Origin of the sequence: Rhizobium metallidurans (assembly GCF_014196505.1) — a bacterium.
GTDB classification, from domain to species: domain Bacteria; phylum Pseudomonadota; class Alphaproteobacteria; order Rhizobiales; family Rhizobiaceae; genus Rhizobium; species Rhizobium metallidurans.
In genome coordinates, this window is record NZ_JACIDW010000037.1 from 1 (window position 1) to 16,238 (window position 16,238).

Genomic DNA, 16,238 nt, shown 5'->3' on the forward strand with positions numbered 1-16,238 from the left:
AGAGCCCCGGGCCTACGCGCGCTGACCCGATGCAACTAGAGGCAGGGGTCCCTTTTGGGAGCCGATAAGGGGTCCCGTTACGACGCCGATTGACACGTCGGGCACCTCTCTATCATTCGCGACCACCATCTGAAGAACGGCGGGACGGTGTACGACATGTCGAAGATCGGCCCCTATCTTGAGGCCACGTGGGCGGATGGCGTCACGCTCGACCATGCCGGACTGAGTTCGTCTGCCGTCTATATGCATTTCGGGGAGACGCTGGAATACGACAAGAACAACCCGGCGAGCCTGATCGAGGGCGTCTATATCACGCACGTGGACAGTCCGGAGCACGGCTGGATGATGACCTTCGTGACGAACTACCCAACTTGGTCGGATGCGGAGGGCCATGGCTTGTCGGTTCTCGAGGCGCACTTCGCGCAGTTCGTGGCTTTTATCATCCCGGACGGCTTCGACGTCGCGTCCGGAGACTACTCGAAGCTGCAGTTGATCGGAGATCGGAAGCTGGCGTCGACGGCCAGCCTCTGGCATCTCGGGCGGCTTGCGGCGAACGCGCTGCTCTACTTCAACCGCTCGCGCACCGACGTGCAGGCGAGCATGACGACGTACAACGCGGCGATCTCAGGCACACGCAAGGGGAACATATTCGAGGTTGGCTTCGACGAGGTAAAGCTGAACGTCGACTGGAACGCCGCCAGGCTGAGGCCTGGACGATGGCGTGTCGCGGACGAGGGAGACAATACCAGGCCGATGACAGTCGAATGGATCGCCCCTCAGCTTGTCGGGTCGCCGGCTGCTCACGACGGTGTCGAGAAGGGCGGGGTCGTGCTGAAATTCAAGAGCCGCGTGCGTGTGAAGATCGACGAATGACCAACACGACGGTCTGAGAGGGAGCGCCCTCCGGTTGGACAAGACGTCCAGTCCGGATTCGAGAGATCGCCTGCGTCCGGTTCCGGAAGCTCGGGACATTTTCGTGCGCGACCTGCACATCGATACGCTCAAGGCCAAGGCAAGGAACTTCCACTAGGGGGTGCGGGGTTCAACCCTAGTGGAAGAGATTAGCTGTCTTTAGACGCGACGATGTAAGTCGGGCCGTATCCAGACTTGGCGACAGAGACGCTCGACCGCGAAAGGGCTTCCGCCTGACGCCGTGGCGATGTCCTGAAGTCGTGTGCCACGAGATGCCCGGACGATGTCGTTCGCCAAGCGCCGAAGCCCTGGTCGAATACGATGGTGGCGGATGCTCCACCCTCGAAGGCGATGGTCATGTATCGCCCGTGTGGCACTTGAGCGAACTGAATCTTCAGATCGATCCCCTTCAGTTTGGCGTACTCGCTCATGACCGCTTCGGCGTCGACGCTTTCCCTCCAGTCATCGAAAATGCGCGAAGGCATGTTGAGCTTCCCTCCAGGTGCGCCAGTCGAAAGCTCGACAGCGACCCCCGCCGCTCCCTTCAGCAATCCTGCGACGGTATCGATGAACATCTTCGCAACGAGGGGAGACCTGATGTATGGATCGCTGTAGGAAATGCCTCGAATGGCTTGCGCCTTTGGTATTCCGACGCTCTCCAGACGAGCCCGCAGCCGGTTTGCCATGCCTCCACCGAAGAGGGAGAGGCTTCGGTCAAGTTCCGTGCTGATCCGCTCGAAGTGGGACGAGGCGGCGGGGAGAAGGCTTCCAAGCTCAACGACGGTAGTCTGAATTTCGGCCTTCGTTGAACCCATGATTATCGGTGCCGACATAGGTTGGCCCCATTCTGGATTAGCCTCCCAGGATGAGGAATCTCGTGTTGCCCATACCTTCACTCCAGACTGGGACGTAACCGCGATACCCACGGTCAGACCATTGATCTCCGGGGCTGCGCCGATGCGCAGTGGGCTGCCACCCGCCTGCGCGAACCGTTGCCCGAGATCGTAAAGCGCGAGGCGCCCTGCTGTATCGCAACGCGAAACGAAGTCGTCTGGTATGACTATCACCACCCGGTTGCCGAGGAACCGCCAACGGTCGAGATACGCCGTTGCGGACCATTCGGATAGCCGTCCAGGGTCGGTAGTTTCGGGGAGAAATACGTACACGGTAGGCTTTGCCGTCTCGCGAAGGTTCCGCTCGACCTCGTCCACCACCGATATCGAAATTGCGGCGTCCGGCGATAGGCGGTCCTCTTCTTCCAACGCATCTTGAAAGGCAAGGTGGTTCATCAGGAAGCGAAGTGCTGCCGAGCGGTCCAAGCCCCCGTCTTCGAAGGGTGCATCCGAGACCAGCACGCATGCCGCGCATCCCGTAACGCAACCGGGATTCCGGCACTCAAGCACCTTGCGGGCTTCACCGAGAACTGCAGGGAGACGGCTGGCGATGGAGGCTGAGAAACCTGCGCCGCCCGCAGCCCGGTCGAAGATCAATACCGACCGGGCATGTTGAGCGAGAAGCCCCTCCGATGTCTGGGTGGCGTAGCCCATTTCGTCCGCCTCGATACCCAGGAGCCGCGCGATACCCTCGCGCATCGCGATCACGAGGGCGGTCGCCGCCGGCTTCCTTAGCGATGCGGACGGTTGAAGCTCGAATACGTCGGTGGAGATCTCGTAGCCGAGTTCCAAGTTTCGCCGCACCGCCCACGCATTGTCATTTCCCTGGCATCGGGATGCATCCTCGCCCCGTTTCCAGCGGAGGGGTGGATGCTGCGCCAGCGGCGAACCTAGCGTGGGGTCGGCATCACCATCATCGAGAGCCTGATGATCCGGGGCCGCGCGGCCGCAATGCAAGCATAGCGCATAGCCGTTCTTCGTCTGCCCCCTGTTGCTATAGTAGACCGCGCCTTCACGGCTGCTCCGGAAACGTCCCATCTCCGGAACCGGAAGGGAAGTCCATGGGCTCGCTCGTACGGAAACACTCGGTTCCTCTGGAGCGACGTACGAAATGATATCCGTTTCCGCGTGAACCTTGTCGCGGACGTCGACCGAGAACCCGGCCGGCCGGATGTAGGAGCGGTTCCAGACCGTCGCCGCACAGACAGGGCATTCCGCCATACGGCTGCGGGCTGTATCGGTAGTGCCGCAACGGTCGCAAGACCAGTGATACTTGAGACTCTGGACATCACGGATGTGTTCCTCGCTGGCAGGGCGCTTCCAATTCAGGAGGACGCCTGCCGACTTGTGAACGAGACCGTCGAGCACGATCTCCGACCCCGGCGCATAGTCTCTGATTGCTAGATCCAACGATCTTTGCGGCCCCGTGAGTCTCTTCATCCGCCCTCCGTCTACCGGGTCTTCCTTCCGCGGCTTGTGAGGCAGGAACGTAACCACACCGGTCGGGAAGCCGTGGCCGGGGAGGAACCCGCGATCTGCAAGCGCGCTAAGAAGAAACTCGTCGCAGAGCCGTTTCAATTCCATTCCCATCCGGCTCTTCCCGGCTTCCTTGACACCTTCGTCCCTTGCGAGCGCGAGCAGGCCGTCCCATTCGTTTTCGAAATTGCCCTGTAGCTCGTCGACGATCGTTCGCGAGGCATCTGTAAGGAGCGTCTCGCCCTCGAGCACGGAGTGTCGCACGAGCTTCTCGAGATCGCCCGATACTGCGGTCGCCGTTGTCGGAGCAGCCAGCCAGTCCTTGAACATCGAGACCGGCCGCTCGCCCATAAGCGGTCGTGGATCACCAAGCCTCGCCGGCGTTCCCATAAAGGAACCGATCGTCATTCGAAGTGCATCGCCCCCGCGTTCCACCATGAAGCGGCGTAGAAGATAGGCGTTTACATGCCGTTGGACGATGGGGCGGCTGCTCAGGGCAACCTTCGGCGCCGCCATGCTCCTGTTGAGGTAACTGATCGGCGACGTGAACGCTTCGCGATCCAGTGGACGATCTCGACAAAACGTGAAGGCGAGCGAGTACGGCTGGCCACGGCGGCCGGCACGACCCACACGCTGCTTGTAGCTGGCCACCGACGGCGGTACGTTCGTCATCATCACCGTCGATACTGACCCGATGTCCACGCCCATTTCCATGGTCGTCGAGCAGTTCAGGATGTTGATCTGGCCGTCCTTGAACATCTGCTCATAGCGACGCAGCAGTGAGCTGTCCTGCTGGGCGGAGTGCTCCGCCGAGCGAGCGTAGTCCGCGAACATCGAGACGCGGTCGGTGATGTTGTTCCACGCGCCTCTGTTCCGAAGCGATGCAATGACGTCGGATTCTTCCAGCCATTTCTTTGTGGACGCACGATCCCTGGTCAGATCGGGGCTTCCGATCAACGGGTGCGGATGACGCGGGAGTTCGATGGCTTCGACCTGCCGACGGGCGCCATGTCGCGCGGTTCTTCCGAGAGGAGTGATCCCGAAAGGGGCGGCGTCGAGAACCCGCCGTGTTAAAGGGCAGAGATAAGCCTGAACCACCGGAGCGATATATGCCTTGCGAAGATCGAGAGCTCGATGTGTCGGGTCGTTGCTGAATAACGGTTGGAGCTGCTGCCACGCGCGGTCGAAGCATTCGAGGATGTCCGCTCGATGTTCGGGATTCGAGACGTCCAGACCGAGGCCGGTCACGAGAAGAAACTGCGGCGTCGATATCGCCTTGCCGGGTATCCCAGGCCATGTCAGACGTCGCCTATCGCCATCGGCAGACACCCCAGGCGCTAGCAGAGACCGAAGTTTTGCGCGGGGCGTTATCCAACGCATGACGCCCTGCTGTACATCGACGACCGCGTTGGCGCGGAGGAAGAAGGTGGTCATGGCGTATAGGAAGGCCCGCCAGTCCTCTATAGACTTTCCACTCCGCGAGAACGCGGACGGCATCGTCGTCAGATCGTCGATCTCTTTAAAACGAAGACGGGCCAGTCCCAAAGTCTCAACTGAAAGAGCGGTTCTTGGACGCCTCGCGAATTCCCGCATCAGCAGGAAGTCTGCGAGCCGGGCGTTATCATGGAAAAGAGCGTCGTCGTCGCGCGGCTCCCAGACGTCCTTCAGCCAGTTGCTGACTTCTCTCGTCCGGCTCAGGCGTTCGACCATCTCCCCCCAACGGATGCCTTCCATGTTAGGTCCGCTCGCCTCGGCAAGCTTCTTGCGCGCGTCGTCCAGCATGGATTGTAGCGCTGGGATAGGCGTCGCGGCGACCGCGGTCTCAAGAGCCTTGATCTGCGTTTCGAGCCCGACCTTGTCTACGGCGGTGCCCGATCTCATGGAATCCTGGACAGAGTGGTAGACGAAAGAGCGCAGGAAGTTTCGTTCGGCTTCAGCCTGAACTTTAGCAGACATCCGCGCCGTGCCCTGTCGGCTGTCTGTAAAAGACAGCAGGCGGCGGCCTTCCGATGGAACTGCCGCAGCGTTGCCGGAGGCGTCGACACCCTCGAGAAGGATCGGCGCGGCATTGGCGATCATGAAGGGCGCCCCGAAGCGCATGGGGCGAAGTAGCTTGTCGATACCGTTCCTGGATGGGGTGCTGCAGCAAGGGCAGGCATCGCCTTTGAGGTCAGACCCGACGGTGACCGTTTCGCTCGTCGCTGTTGCTTCGATCGTCCATGTCGTGGTCGACAGATGCAAAGGTCGAAACCGTCCGGCCGTGGAAGGACCGATTAGAATCCGCCGTCGAAGTGCCGCCTCTGTCGCTTCGTCAGACTCCGCGTTTTCGTCGGCGTCGGCCTCGTCCTGCTCGCGACCAGCTTCGAATTCGAACTCGTCCCTCTCCGCCACGCGGCGCGTCGGCAGGATCCGGTCGTTGGCGGCATCTTCCTCCGCCTCGAGGACGACCTCGCCGCAGTCGACACAGCTTATGACCTCGAGTACCGGAGCTTTGCAGGTTTGACACGTATCGCATCGGTCCAGGAAGATCTTGCCGAAGAGCCATCCGTCGGGGGAATCCTTGCAGGCCGGGTTAATGCAACTCCATACGCCGGGCACCGCTCGCTCGAAGCTGTGTATGCGCATCGGCGCTAGTTGCTCCTCTTCGCCTGTCCTGGGGTGAGGCCGAGCCGCGGTGGAAAGCAAGGCAAGGAATTCGTCAGCATCGAGGCCGACTGAACGGCCAACGCGTTCGAACTCCGAAAAGTTTTGGGGGGCCACGAAAAGTTGCTTTTCGATAAAATTCCAAACCGCCTCGTCGGCGGACATCGCATCGAATAGCGACGACGGTGGCAAGTTCCTCAAGGTATCTGCAGGTGGCAGCTTTCCTCGCGCATCAGGACGGACAGGGAGCTGCCTTTTTCCTTCGACTACGTGAACGTTGGCATCCTTGATCCCTGCGACATCCGCGAGGAAACGCTTCAACTGGTTCTGAACGTCGTCGCCGCTACCGATGGTCGCGGAGGTGGCTACGAAATGGACATCCTCCGGCTTGCAATCGAAGGCAAGCAGGACGCGCCGAAGAAGGAGCGCGATCTCTGCGGCCGCTGCTCCGACAAGCGAATGTGCCTCGTCCAGAACGATCCACTTCAGTTTTCCCTTGGACTTCTCGATTATAGGCTGGTCCTCGGAACGCGCCAGCATGTATTCGAGCATCGTGATGTTTGTCACGAGTACGGGTGGCGGACTTTCCCGAAGCTGCTCGCGGTCGACCTGCTGCTCGGGGGTGGCTCGGTGGAGACTTGCAGGCTGCGAGTTCGGCAGGTCGCCGTTGTACAGGCAGTATCGGACCTTGCCGTCGAAAGGCCGCGTCCACGCAGATAGGCGCTCCCGCTGGCTCTCGATAAGGGCGTTGAGCGGATAGAGCATGATCGCCTGCACGCCCTCGAGCGGCGCCGACCGACCCTTCGCTTGCGAGACGAGGTCGCTGAGGATGGGGAAGAGAAAGCATTCCGTCTTTCCCGAGCCGGTGCCAGAAGTGACGAGGACAGATTGAGGGTTCCCCGTACTCGAGAGGTGTCTCCATGCCTCCAACTGGTGCTTGAACGGCTGGCGCTTCTTCGGGAAGCGGTAGTCGCTGCCATTTGGGAGGGCGTCTATTGCAGCAACGAAATCGGGATGAAGGACCGATGGATCCACTCCGCCCATGTCGACGTCCGCCGGAACGAACGGATGCGCGCCTTCGACGATGGGCTGCTGGAGCAGGCCTCCCTCTGCCGTGGACGGCGAATTGAACATCGACCGCAGGTGGCCGAGCAACGCGGTGTTTCGTACGCTGGACTGAGAGAGGATAGCTTCTGCGGATCTGGCGCGGATGTCGGAGAGAGTGTTGAAGGGCTTCACGCCTGGACCTCATAGAATTTCAATAGATGCGGGTAGGCGCACGACACAAAGTGCGCATGTTCTCTCAGAGTTTTTCGCACGATCAGTTCTGTCGTCGCTGACAGATTCAACCTTCCTGCCGCGATGGCCGCTAGCGCTGCAGGTGCGGCCATGCACTCGAACTCCTCGAAGCTGAAGCGGTGGAAGTCCTCAGGAAGGCTGATAGCCGACTTCTTGAGGTCTTCTAGGACGGGATTTCTCCTTACGGGCGTCAGTGTTTCGTCATCATGCATCCTCTGGCTTTGAACAAACCCCTGTAGCACGACATCAAGCGACTGCTTTTCCAGCGGAGGAAACCCGGCGCGAACGAAAACCGAGTCGAGAGCGGGCTCGATTTCAACCAGCTTTTCCCTTAACCCCGTGAGGTGCGTCATGATCATTGGCAAGCGCACGTCGTCCGGCACTTCGAAGAGGGCGGCGTGGAGAGCGTCAGACTCTGACATTAACACCTGCGACCAGGCTGTTGACGGGAGAGCAAGCCACAAAAATGGAAGCTCCTGCTGTAGGGCCCACAAGGCCTGGCGATCTTGCGCTGGTGCGCTCAGAAGAAGTCGCAGGAGAGCCTTCGGTCGCGAAGCAAGTTCCTGCAAGGCGACAAAGCCGGTAGCGGGCATGCCGTTCAAGTTGACGGCCATATCGACGAGCAGACGAACGTCGTTTGATGGAAGATTTCCCTCCGACAGGTCGTCCAAGGCTGCGCCCACCTCCACCTTCAATCGAATATATTCGGTCTGGGCTAGAGCTGCCTGTAGCGGCGTCGTGGGATTGTCGCGCATCGGGCGGTTCACTACGAGCGGCCGGGCCACGATATCTGGCCCATCACGCAGATAGACCAGGCAAGGCCCATGGCACCAATCTGGAATCTCAAAGCTCCCATCGGGTTTTCGCTGAAGTAGGTGCTCTTTGGCCGGTTGAAGAATCATCTTCGCGACGGGAAGGGCGCTGAAATTCTCGCTGAACACGACGGCCCCTCCGACCATGATCGGGCGAGCGTATCGGTACTTCCGGAGCCGTATCGGAATCCTTGTCTCGCCGAGAAACTCGAGCTCGAGCATGGCATCCTGATCGTTCATCGGCGCCATCATCTCCTGGACGGCCGGTTTCAAGGCGGCCAGAGGAAACTCCCCAGCAAATCGAAATTGCATGGAGTTCGAACGGTCGGTTCGAGAAGAAAGTGTCAGGGTCGTGGCGTGCGGAGACGCTGCGACGGCCCCTCGGAGCGCGGTTACGTCAATTGTCTGCCCGCCGCTTACCACAGAGCCGTCTGCAAGGATGATGGCTGCTTCGCGAACCTTCATAGGGACGCTGATCCTGAACGGGCGACCCATGGGAGGATGAAGAAGCGCCTCAATGCGATATCTGGGTTTTCCCGACATCGTAAATTGCAGTTCTCCCTCCGTTTTCTTCAGAGCGGTCATCTCACCCGTGACGTCAACCCGCCATCCGGGAAGCCGCTCGTGAACAATTCGCCCTTCCTGCGCGCCGGTCATCTCCCCGAATATACGACCTCCCGATGGAACAATCGCTATCCTTCGGCGCTCAAGCTGGATGTCCGCTTTTGGATCCCGCCAGGAAATTTCATAAGCTCCAGGCGCAGTTATCTTTCGATCCGTGATCGGTCTCCATCGATCGTCCACCGAGCGGATCAGAAGTTCTTCCGGCGCCGGGGCTCGCGTAGCACCTTCGGACAGGATGCCGAGCGTGACTGGACCTGCCAAGGTTTCGATCCCGTCTTCCGAGTGTATCGAAACCTCGCCGGCGGACGACAGGATCAGGGACTCTTGGCGGGCGTCCATGTTCGCCTCGATCCGGTAGCGCTCTCCTGCATCGGCGCCCGGCTTCATAAAGTAAACAGTGCCGGTGACCTCGTGCAGAACCCCACCATCTTCAGCGGTCCAAATCGGACCGGGTTCTGTTCCCTCCGCAGGAACGGCTCGCCACTCCCTGGGGACGAGTACGTAAATCTTGCTCGCAGGCAAGCTCGTGGAACCCGTCTTGATCAGGCGCAGCGTCTTCGGCGCATCGCCCTCCGCGACTTCTATCGGTAAGAACGACAAGACTGGTGAGGTGACCGCGGCACCACCCGGCCAAGCGATCGGGGAAACCTCCGAGCCGCTCGTCAGATTGACCGTGACGGTATGCGCGAGGGGCATTCCAACAAGAAGCCTGTCGAGCGGCGTAAGCGACCTGACGCGCCATTTCTGCTGATCTTCCGTCGGAGGCTCGAAGAGCGCAATCTGGCTGGGAAGATAGTTGGCAAGTTTTCCGGAAGGGATTGCCTTCCACCGCCTGGTACTGGAGACGCCTGGTATCTTGCCAGGCGAGACTTCGCCGTCTGCGGTAAGGGCAATCGCCGGCCGCCAGATGCCGTCCTCAAACTTCAGGTATCGGTCCACGGTGATTCCCGAACCACCCAACGGGCCTGCCTTTTCGACAAGCAGTCCGCTCAGCAGGCGCCTCGCGATCCGGTCGTCGTCGGCCGGCATGTAGATCGGGAGCGAATCTTTCCAGTCTGGGTGGCGGGCGTCGAGAAACGAAAGCGGATCGACGCCCGGCGGCCCCTGATCCGCGACGCGCTTCCATTCGACGAGCTTCAGGATGAGTTCACAACAGAGATCGATGAAGCCGTCTTGCCGAAACGAAATCCGAATCTCGTTTGACATGTCGCCGGCGAAGCCCCGTACATGGTCACGGTTGCCTTCCGCTAGAGCGAACCTCATCAGTTTACGGAGATATTCTGCCAGCCACGATGAACCATACTCCGAGATCACGTGAGCCGAGATGCCGCCTTCGATCGCAATCGTAAGCAAGAACTCTGTTGCCGTCTCCGATTTGATCAGCGAGCGCTTCCAATAGTTGAGCCCAACCTCTACGAGGTTCCGACGACGGCTATGGGGAATGGTGCTGAATACGTCCGGCGCAAGGGCATCCCAGCGGAGGAAGAATGAGGTCGCTTCGCGCCGAAACCACTCCGCGCAGAAGGCCACAAACAGACTTGCCGCCGGACCATCGTCCCGATCAAGTCTGAATCTCGACGCCTTGAGAAGTAAGCGTGCGCTCTCGTATTCGGCATCCGACATTCGATATTGATGGAGAGGACGCCCGTCGGCTGCGGACATGCGGCGGCTCAGGAGAAAAGCCTTCAGCCAGGCAGCAACAGCATCTCCTCTCGTATTAGTCTGCGCGGCTTTTCGGAGGTTGGTGAGGACTTGCACCACCTCTATCTGGAGGTCGAACGCCTCGTCTGTGTCGCGGCTATTAAGTTCGCGGTTCAAGGCATCGAGCTGGACAAGATCGTCTCTGTGCCGCGCGAACTCGCTCCTCAGCTCCGCGTCGGTATATCCCCTCAGACGCAACATCTTCCCCCCGGTTGCATCGTAGTTTCCTCAACAATAGTTATCTTAAGTTGAATAAGTTTCGCAATATGTCGCATCACCAATAGTTTGCCGCGTCGACCTGCCGGCGGAAAGTGCCCCGGACACCCCCAAGCATTGCTGGCGTGGCCATCGGTGGTTCTCGACGGAAGACAGATCCGCTTGATGCAGCGAAGGCCATCGCCGCCCGCGCCGACGACGGATAAGCGCCTGAAGGGAGATTTGGCTGCTCTCGGAGGATCTCACGGTGAAGAGCATCTTGGGCAACCACTCGAAAAAGGGATTGCCAGCGGCTTGACGCCGTTGCGTTCGTTCTCTATCTGTTCCGCCATCATGTATTACATCGCTCATTTCGCCTCGGCACGAATACGCTGACGACTGCCGGACCTGCTCGTCCGGCGTCCGCCATTCCGTATTCTGTTCACGAGGGTGCCATGAAGAGCAGTCCCTTCGAGAGGCCGCCGGGCGATGTCGTCCCGCGAAACGAGCCTCCTCGCTTCTACTACCCGCTTGCCACCGTCAAATGCGTCGGGCATCCCGTCTTCCGCAGCCAGGACGCCCGCGACTTTGCATGCCTTCTCGACGTCGACCCCGATGTCGCCCGATGGACATGCGACGGCGTCGAGCTGTCGTATGGGGGCGAGACCTACTGCGTCGACTTCGTGGTCACCGGAAAGGACGACCGCACCTTCATGGTGGCTGTCGCAGACGGCCTACCGAGGCCACCTGAGTGGATCGAGCTTGCCGTCGGCCGGCTGGGTCATGCCTACCGTCCGGTCGCCATGAACGACTTCGTCGACAGCAATCGCCTTGCCAACGCCAAGGACTTACTCCGCTACGGCTTCTACAGATGCCCGCTCGGCGACCGCGTACGAATCCTCGCCGCGCTCGACGAGATGGGATCACTGACCGTTGCCGAAGCGCTTTCCGCGTTCCGGGAGGGCCGGCCGATGGCCTGCCTTGCCGCGTTGATCCTCCAAGGATTCCTGGAGGTCGATCTGGACGACGCCCTGATCGGCCCCGAGACGTCCGTCCGCCGGATACGGGATTGAGACCGCCCATGTCGTCTCAACGTAATCCAGGACAGGTCCATGAAGAACCACATCACTCCGCGGAAGCGCTTCGGTCTTCCCGAACAGCTCGCGTACGCATCTCTCAGGAGCGCCATCAGGCCGCTGCTCAGGGCGGACGCGTTCGTCGCCGTCGTCGTCATCCCGCCCGACGCCGACATCGGTCCATACTTCCGCGCCGCCGACGCCATGCTTAGCAGTACCAACCGCTATAGAAGGACGGCCGCCATCGTCGACTTCGACGCGAAGAAGCCGCTCAACTCGGCAAGGCAGATTGCGAACGCGCTCGACGAGAAGAAGGTCGTCATCCTCTTTCCGGACGAGGCCTCGATCACGGTGGCCGCCCGGCTCGCCGCCGACGTCGTTGTTCATCTGAACCCGCCGACCACCGATCAGGTGAAGGGCGTCTTCCGTTTGCTTTACGGCGGCCGGCTGACCGACCAGCAGGCGGAAATCTTCCTGCTGCTCGACGACGAGATGCAGCGGGCGGTCGTCCGTCCGGGGCGCAGCGTCGGCCGCATGCTGGCCCAGCTCGTCATGCGCCCCGAGGCGCCGCACGACGCCAGGAAGCCGCCGCCTGTGCGAAGAGACGACGACGATGTGGAGCTTCGCCTCGAATCCATGAGCGGCTACGGCGAGGCCCGCGAGTGGGGGCTGCAGTTGAAGCAGGACCTGAAGGACTGGAAGGACGGCCGCATCTCGTGGAGCGACGTCGACCGAGGCCTTCTCCTGTCCGGGCCGCCGGGCGTCGGCAAGACCATCTATGCAGAGGCGCTTGCGAACACCTGCGGCGCGAAGCTCGTCGTCGGCTCCGCTGCCCGCTGGCAAGCAAAGGGCCATCTGGGAGACATGCAGCGAGCAATGTTCAAGGCGTTTGAAGATGCCCGAAAGGCAGCCCCCGCGATCTTGTTCATCGACGAGATTGATGGATTCACCGACCGCGAAAGTGACCACGGCCACAACAGCAGCTACGTCCGGCAGGTCATCAACTCCTTCCTTGAATGCCTCGACGGAACGGTCAACAGAGAAGGCGTCGTGGTCGTCGGCGCCTGCAACAACCCGGTCGTCATCGATCCGGCAATCCTTCGGCCCGGCCGGCTGGACAACCATGTCCGGCTGCCGCTGCCGGATGCCAGGGCGCGTGTCGGAATCCTTCGTCACCATCTGCGCGGCGACCTGCTGGACGAGGACTTCGACCAGTTCGCCGAGGACAGCTTCGGACTGACCGGCGCGGACATCGCGCGGATCGTCCGGCTGGCCCGGCGCGTCGCCCGCCGCGACCGCAGGGCGGTCACCGTCGCGGACATCATGGGAAGTCTTCCCGGTCGCGTTCCACTCTCGGAGAAATTCCGCTGGGCGCTGGCAATTCATGAGCTCGGGCATGCGGTCGTTGCGGTCGCCACGGGCGCCAGGAAGGTCTGGGGCGTCTCCATTGAGAGCAGGGCGTCGGCCTCGCTGGAGCGTCAGATCCTCGGCGGTGCCGTGCTAGAAGGCGGAGAACTGGCGAACAACGGCAAGCAGTTCTACCTCGACAACATCGCCATCCACATGGGCGGCATGGCCGCGGAGCAGGTCTTCGTCGGTCATCACGGCGACGGCGTCGCGTCCGACCTCGACGGGGCGACACGCCTTGCGATCATCCTTGACCGACATCTCGGCATGAACGGCATGCTCGCTTCCTGGCCGGCGGGCGTCGACGAGCGGCTGATCGACAGCGCGCGCAGGGTCGACGGCCCGCTGCTCAAGAGGATCGAGCCCGTCCTGCAGGAGCAGCTCGCCCGCGCCAAGACCATTGTCGAATCCTACCGGACTTCGGTCGAGGGCCTCTGGCTGGAGCTGATCGGGGCAGGGCATCTGACGGGACAACAGATCGTCGACGGCCTGAAGCCGGACAACAAAAAGGACATGCCGACGCCGAAGACGAGGCGCCGAAAGATCAGACAACGTCTTCACGGATAAAGGAGAGACAGCATGAGCATCGAATCCATGACGACGGCCCGGCCCCGTCAGGTCACCGGCTGGAAAGGCCTGAGCGACGCCGCCCACTTCGAACGGCTGAAGACGGCCCTGTTCCGGTCGAGGGGGCGCGCCCGTTTCGACAGGGCGGCTGCCGACCGCATCCTCGACGACCTACGGCACGTCGCCTATCGGCGCGGTCGCCAGGCCTCGGAGGTCTTTCAGTTCCTCGACCAGGACTTCATCGACGCGGACGAAGACCTGTCGATGGCGCAGGACGACCTGAACCGGATGTCGAGAAATCTGCCGTTCCTGCGGGAAGTTACGGCCGTTGTAGAAGAAATCGAATCCATACGGGATCAGATGTCGGATGAAGCGCGGATCTTCTTCGGTTGGCGGCCGTATGCGGAGAGGTGGGCGTTTCCGAATCCTGTTTGGAGCGAGCTGCGGACGGCATTTCAGGAGGGAAGGGACGACGCGGACAGGGCACCGGGACGGTCTCGATGCCCTGTTTTCTGTAGACAATGACGTTTCGCTATTTTTCGAAAGCCTCGAAGAGCTTGATCCACATTTCTTGAACCGCGATATCGACCTTCTCGATACCTTGGTTGAGGAGATGCTGCTTCACTCGGCGGGCAAGAGGAACTTTCCATCCGTTCTCGAGTTCAATGCCCTCCCGCGAAGCCCAGCTTTGTATTTGCGGAACTATCGGACCTGATTTCAGACAGCTCTCGAAGTCGTTCTCGGCGTCTTTGTATAGTCGGTCGACGATCCGGGCAATTACATCAGGCGGCGCGAGATCTTCCACTTCGCTACCGTCCATGCCCGTGAAGTCGCGAACACTTAGAACCTTCTCCTTGAACTCCATGTACAGGCCGTTTTTCAACTCCTGCGCAGCTTGCTGGCCTGGCCGGTCATCGTCCAAGAGCACAAGTGGAAGATCGTCGTCGCGTCCTGTCAGCATACTGGCAATCTGCTTGGCGTTTCTTGCTCCACCAGACGGCGGGAAGACGAGTTCCCGAGCGGGTCCGATCTTTCCCGCATGGATCAGCATTATCTTCATGGCCGTAAGGTAGTGTTGATCCGAAGGCCCTTCGATGATGACCGGTTTGCACCCCACCATCAGGCTTTCGGCGATCGTCAAATTCAGTGCGGAGTGAACGGCATAGGAGGCGCCGTTCTTTGTCTTTTCGTTGCCACCCTCCCGCAAATCCGGCGTCGCTTTGGTCGTGCCATCGTCGTCGACGTACACCTTGCGAACCCGATCTAGGCGGTCAGCATCCACGAGGAACGGTGAGTGAGTGGTGTACAGAATCTGGTTCGTGCTCGCGAGACTGTCAAAAAACTCGGAAAGGTCCCTTTGCGCTAGCGGATGCAACGAGAGGCCAGGCTCGTCCAATAACAATACCGCGTTCTGGTGTTCCTTCGCGCTCTCCACCAAGAAAACGAGATAGAAGCTCAGGAACCATTGAAGCCCCGTGCTACGGCTTTCGAGTTCGATTTCTTGCGGCCGTCGATCATCGGCGACCCATATCCGAAAGAAATTACCGTCCGCCTCAAAGCGAAAGCGATAATCGCCCTGCTTCCACCAAGCTCTAAACTCGTCTGTCAGGGAAGCGCTAGCCGACTGAAGCAAGATCGAACGCTCGCGCTTGTTTTCCGCGACCTCGGCAATTTGATCGTCTGTCGGGCGTCCCCCACGGCTCGCCTCGTGCTCCTTGCCCAGCTCCAGTACCTCAGCCGGTTTCAACTGGACGAAGTCGAACAGGACACGCAGAGTCCGCGCCTTCGCCTCCTCCTTAGTTCCCAAGTCGGTACGTGTCAGATTCTCGACAACGTGCGGAAGGTAAATCTCCGAATCCAGATTGCCGTAGTTTGAGTAGTAGACGAAGGTCGGAAGATTCGCGACGACGATCTCTTTGACGGTTGGCTGTTCCCCGAGATCCTTCTGCTCGATATTTTCCCGAATGGAATCCAGCGCGTCGACAGCTTGGCGATACCGCGGCGAGATCGTACTGGTCTTGGGCGGCTCTTCAGGGATTGCAGCGCTAAGCAACTCCGAGAGAGCTTCGATCGCTCCACCATCGAGCCGATCGCCGGAGACCGATGATAATCCTTTCCGGATCTGATCCAGGTACGCAGCCTTTTGGGCTTCTTCCGATTTCAGTGGTTCAGTTCCTTCAATGTCCTTGGAGAGCAACTGAAGGAGCGATGTCACTTTCTCCGCCGCGACGTCGCGTTCAATCCGAGCATCAGGGAAATCGACGGTATAGCTGCCGTCGTAGAATCTGGACACCTGAACTGTTCCAAGTCGGCTGGCCGGGAACCCCGTAATGTCGGCGATACGGGGAGCGAGACTGCCGGCGTCAAACTCGACGGTTATGAACTTGTAGGCGCCCGGATTTGTCCTGATTGGCCCAAAGATCTTCTTAGGATAATCCGATGTCGGATGCAGGCCACCCTCGCGCGCGGGATTGAATTTCCATAGGGGCAGAAGGAGATTTGTCTTTCCCGACTCGTTCACTCCTATGAGTGCGGTTATGAACCGCACCGGGTTTGCCGGAGGCTCCAACTTCTGAGAAAGTGGAGCCGATATGAGCAAGACAACGAACAAGTTTTCACCTGAAGTCCGTCAA

The 16,238-nt window shown here is 60.3% G+C and carries 7 protein-coding genes; 4 read left to right on the forward strand and 3 right to left on the reverse strand.

All coding sequences use genetic code 11. The features are described from left to right. Nucleotides 1-156: 156 nt before the first annotated feature. Nucleotides 157-873: a hypothetical protein gene (locus tag GGQ67_RS24150; RefSeq protein WP_183902650.1), complete on the forward strand. Its 717-nt coding sequence runs from the start codon at nucleotides 157-159 to the stop codon at nucleotides 871-873. A 188-nt stretch (nucleotides 874-1,061) separates the two neighbouring features. Here the strand turns inward: GGQ67_RS24150 and GGQ67_RS24155 are convergent, their stop codons facing one another. Together GGQ67_RS24155 and GGQ67_RS24160 are read right to left on the reverse strand one after the other, a co-directional pair. After that, nucleotides 1,062-7,163, reverse strand: coding sequence for a DEAD/DEAH box helicase (locus GGQ67_RS24155; RefSeq protein ID WP_183902651.1), 6,102 nt, complete (start codon nucleotides 7,161-7,163; stop codon nucleotides 1,062-1,064). After that, entirely contained in the window at nucleotides 7,160-10,561 is a 3,402-nt protein-coding gene (locus GGQ67_RS24160; RefSeq protein ID WP_183902652.1) for an STY4851/ECs_5259 family protein, read from the reverse strand. The genes GGQ67_RS24155 and GGQ67_RS24160 overlap by 4 nt, the downstream gene beginning before the upstream one ends. A 449-nt stretch (nucleotides 10,562-11,010) precedes the next feature. Here GGQ67_RS24160 and GGQ67_RS24165 point away from each other — a divergent pair, with 449 nt between their 5' ends. The 3 genes from GGQ67_RS24165 to GGQ67_RS24175 are packed head-to-tail and all read left to right on the forward strand — an operon-like array spanning nucleotide 11,011 to nucleotide 14,130. After that, nucleotides 11,011-11,628: a hypothetical protein gene (locus tag GGQ67_RS24165; protein ID WP_183902653.1), complete on the forward strand. Its 618-nt coding sequence runs from the start codon at nucleotides 11,011-11,013 to the stop codon at nucleotides 11,626-11,628. Between the two features lie 39 nt (nucleotides 11,629-11,667). After that, nucleotides 11,668-13,605 carry an AAA family ATPase gene (locus GGQ67_RS24170; RefSeq protein ID WP_183902654.1) on the forward strand — a complete coding sequence of 646 codons (1,938 nt, stop codon included), beginning with the start codon at nucleotides 11,668-11,670 and terminating at the stop codon, nucleotides 13,603-13,605. Between the two features lie 12 nt (nucleotides 13,606-13,617). Continuing rightward, nucleotides 13,618-14,130: a hypothetical protein gene (locus tag GGQ67_RS24175; RefSeq protein WP_183902655.1), complete on the forward strand. Its 513-nt coding sequence runs from the start codon at nucleotides 13,618-13,620 to the stop codon at nucleotides 14,128-14,130. Nucleotides 14,131-14,137: 7 nt separating this feature from the next. Here the strand turns inward: GGQ67_RS24175 and GGQ67_RS24180 are convergent, their stop codons facing one another. Then, nucleotides 14,138-16,216, reverse strand: a complete 2,079-nt coding sequence (locus tag GGQ67_RS24180) for an AAA family ATPase (protein ID WP_183902656.1) — start codon at nucleotides 16,214-16,216, stop codon at nucleotides 14,138-14,140. Nucleotides 16,217-16,238 lie beyond the last annotated feature (22 nt).